Origin of the sequence: Kocuria rhizophila, assembly GCF_003667225.1 — a bacterium.
GTDB classification, from domain to species: domain Bacteria; phylum Actinomycetota; class Actinomycetes; order Actinomycetales; family Micrococcaceae; genus Kocuria; species Kocuria rhizophila.
Map to the genome: position 1 here is coordinate 1 of NZ_RCOM01000132.1, position 3,734 is coordinate 3,734.

The window sequence follows — 3,734 nt, forward strand, 5'->3', positions numbered from 1 at the left end:
TCCGTAGCCAGCCCGCGCCAGCTCCCACCGCACCGGCCGATCCCCGCCTCACAGCCAGGCACCCCGACGCCGCCGCGGACCGTGCCAGCACACGGCTCCGGTTTGGAGGGGTTGCGTCCCGGCCTGTAAAGTGCTGGGAGCTGGTGACGTGTCCGAGCGGCCGAAGGTGCATCACTCGAAATGATGTTTGGTGTCAAAGCCAACGTGGGTTCAAATCCCACCGTCACCGCCACTGTCCCGATCAGGGACTTCGAGAACACCCCGAACCTCAGGTTCGGGGTGTTCTTCGTTGCAGGGGTGCGCCACGCCGCAGCGCCTCCAGGAAGCCCGAAGGATGAAAAGGGCCCGCAGGGATTGCCAGCCTGCTTATCAATCGGATAGAACTTGGGCATGGGCCGCTCCGGGATCGTGAGATTCCTCCACACAGCAGCCGGCATCCTGAGCTACCCCCAGGATCCGCGCTCTTTCGCACAACTCTTCGGCGCACTCTCGAGCGCCCACTACACGCGCGGGCGGATCACCCGCATCCACCGGGAGACGCCCGACACCGTGACCGCCTTCTTCACCGCCGGCGACGGCTGGATCCCGCACCGCGCGGGCCAGTGGGCGCGGATCGGCGTGGAGGTGGACGGGAAGCGGATCTGGCGCCCCTACTCCCTCAGCGCTCCCGAGCACGGCAACCCCTCGATCACCGTCAGGGCCCAGGGCACCGTGTCCGAGCACCTCGTCCACCGGGCCGCTCCCGGGGACGTGCTGTACCTGGAGCGCCCGGAGGGTCAGTTCATCCTCCCGGAGATGCCCACGGAGCTGCTCTTCATGGTGGCCGGTTCCGGCATCACCCCGGTGATGTCCATGCTGCGGACCCTCATGCCTCGCAGACCGGATCACGACGTGGTCCTGGTCTACGTGGCCAGGAACCGGGAGTCGTGCATCTTCCACGACGAGATCCTGGAGCTCGCCGACCAGTTCCCCGGCCTCCGCCCGGTCCTCTGGTTCACCGAGGAGCGCGGCAGGCTCGACGCCGCGGACCCGGGTGAGGTGGGCGCGCTGTGCCCCGACCACCGGGCGCGCGCGACGTACGCGTGCGGCCCAGACTCCTTCGTCACGGCCGTGGAGGCACTGGGGGAGGTTTCCGGCCACGCCCCCGTGGTGGAGAGGTTCGATGTGGCGCGCGCAGCCACCGGCGGGCGCCCGGGAGAGATCCGTCTCCAGCGCAGCGGCCTCACCGTGGCGGTGGGTGAGCGCGACACCATCCTGGAGGCCGCCGAACGCGCCGAGCACCCCTTGCCCCACGGCTGCCGGATGGGCATCTGCCACAGCTGCCTGATTCCCATGACGGACGGAGCGGTCACCAACATCCGCACCGGTGAGCTCCACCGGGAACCCGGGCCCATCCAGACCTGCGTGACGAGGCCCTCCCCCTACGCCGCATTCGACGCCTGACACCCACCACTCTCCCCTCTCCGCCGGTACCGATCCCTCCGGCCTGCACCCCTTGAACAAAGGAACCCCCATGACGCTCACCTCAGCCACCCCCACCCCGGACACCAGAACAGCGCCGCGTCCACCGGGTGATCCCCTGAATCTCACGCGGGCGGAACTCGACGACCTCGCGGCACAGCTCGACGCCGTGCGGGAGGACATCTTCTCCCAGCGCGGGCAGTCGGACGCGCGATACATCCGCCGTGTGGTGGCCCTGCAGCGCGGCCTGGAGCTGACGGGGCGCGCGTGCATGATCTTCTCCCGGCACAAGCCCCTGTGGTGGAGCGGCGTGGGCTGCCTGAGCGTGGGCAAGATCCTGGAGAACATGGAGATCGGGCACAACGTCCTGCACGGTCAGTGGGACTGGATGAACGACAAGGAGATCCACTCCACCACGTGGGAGTGGGACTTCGTGGCACCGTCCGTCGGCTGGCAGCGCACCCACAACGATCTCCACCACACCTGGACCAACGTGCTCGGCAAGGACCGGGACGTGGGGTACAACGTGCTGCGCATGGACCCGGACCAGCCGTGGCGGCCGGTGAACCTGCTCAATCCCGTGATCAACCTCCTCCTGGCCCCGGCTTTCGAGTGGGGGATCGCCATCTACGACGTGGAGCTGGACCAGTTCCGCGCCGGGACCAAGTCCGGCCGAGCCACCTGGGAGGACTTCAAGCGCGTGATGAAGAAGCTCGGGCGGCAGTCCGCGAAGGACTTCGTGGTCTCGCCCCTGCTGGCGTCCCTCACCGGGTCGGGGAAGGCGTCGATCAAGGGCTTCCTGGCGGCGAACGTGATCCGCAACATCTGGGCGCACGCGGTGATCTTCTGCGGCCACTTCCCGGACGGTGCAGAGACCTTCACGGAGGACGAGGTGGAGAACGAGTCGCGGGGGCACTGGTACCGGCGGCAGGCCATGGGATCCGCGAACATCGACGGCTCCCGCCTCATGCACTTCATGAGCGGCAACCTCTCCTTCCAGATCGAGCACCACCTGTTCCCGGACATGCCCTCCAACCGGCTGGCCCAGATCGCACCGCGCGTGCGGGAGATCTGCCAGCAGTACGGGATCCGCTACACCTCCGGTCCGCTGCCCCGCCAGGTGTTCCAGGCGTGGCGCAAGGTGTTCCGGCTCGCCCTGCCCTGATCCCGCCCGGTGTCCGTGGCAGGAGCTCGGCTCACCGAGAACTCCCGCGGGACAGGCGCGAGCTCGCACTACGCGCCGGTAGGCGTTCACACGGCCCTCCCCCTAGGGTGTAATCCGGCACACACTTTGGCCGTGGATGGGGGTGTCCCCTGGGATGCGCCGCGCGCCCACGGCCCGGACAGGAAGAGGATCAGCGCATGAGCGACGAGCAGCCCGTGGGCCACCTGGGCGTGAACGGCGAGGACACCCCGGACGCCCACTACATCCGCACCGGTGAGCACAGTTTCCGCACCACCGTGTTCACCCAGGGTGCATGGAGCCCCCAGGAGCAGCACATGGCGGCGTCCTCCGGGCTGCTGGTGCACGAGATCGAGCGCAACCACCCGCGCGAGGACATGATCCCGGTGCGCTTCTCGTTCGACATCCTGGGGTTCATCGCCGGCGGCGAGATCGAGGTGCACACCCGCGTGCTGCGCCCGGGCAAGACCATCGAGCTGGTGGAGGCCACCATGAGCAGCGGCGGGCGGGACTGCATCCGGCTGAGCATGTGGCGGCTGAAGACCTCGGACACCCAGGACGTGGCGGGCGGGGAGATCGAGCCGCTCACGCCGCTGGAGCAGTGCGAGGAGCTGAACATGTACGAGCAGTGGGGCGGCGGCTACATCGGCTCCCTCGAGGCCCGCGTGGCGCGCATGCCCCGCCCGGGCAGCGGCGCGGGCTGGCTGCGGATCAGCAAGGCCGTGGTGGAGGGCGAGGAGTCCTCCCCCACCGCCCAGTTCATCAGCGCGGTGGACGCCGCCAACGGCCTGGCGCCCCGCGTGGAGATCGGCCCGTGGGCGTTCCCCAACGTGGACCTCACCATCCACATGTTCCGCGCCCCGGTCTCCGCGTGGGTGGGCCTGGACACCAACGTGGAGTTCGGCGGGGACGGCGTGGGCCTGACCCACTCGGAGCTCTTCGACGAGCAGGGCCCGATCGGCCGGGTGGCCCAGGCGCTGACCGTCCGCCGCATGGGCTGAAGCCCCGCTGCGCGAACGACGCCGCCCGCCCCGGCGGGTGCGGGCCGGTTCGGCAGTGCGGTCCAGGCCCCTGGCCGGCGCCCCCGGTG

At 69.4% G+C, this 3,734-nt stretch carries 3 protein-coding genes and 1 tRNA gene; all 4 read left to right on the forward strand.

Features of this window, described 5'->3' with window-relative positions; genetic code table 11:
* The first annotated feature begins 142 nt into the window (after positions 1-142).
* The 4 genes from D9R02_RS11420 (at position 143) to D9R02_RS11435 (ending at position 3,645) form a co-directional block, all read left to right on the forward strand.
* A tRNA-Ser gene (locus D9R02_RS11420) sits at positions 143-232 on the forward strand.
* 158 nt (positions 233-390) lie between these two features.
* A complete protein-coding gene (locus D9R02_RS11425) occupies positions 391-1,443 on the forward strand; it encodes a flavin reductase family protein (protein WP_121566944.1) in 1,053 nt (350 codons plus the stop codon).
* 70 nt (positions 1,444-1,513) lie between these two features.
* The gene (locus D9R02_RS11430) at positions 1,514-2,626 is read left to right on the forward strand and encodes a fatty acid desaturase family protein (protein ID WP_070636986.1); all 1,113 of its coding nucleotides are present in this window, start codon (positions 1,514-1,516) and stop codon (positions 2,624-2,626) included.
* 197 nt (positions 2,627-2,823) lie between these two features.
* Complete coding sequence (locus D9R02_RS11435) at positions 2,824-3,645, forward strand: thioesterase family protein (RefSeq protein ID WP_019309926.1); 822 nt, start codon at positions 2,824-2,826, stop codon at positions 3,643-3,645.
* Positions 3,646-3,734: the final 89 nt, after the last annotated feature.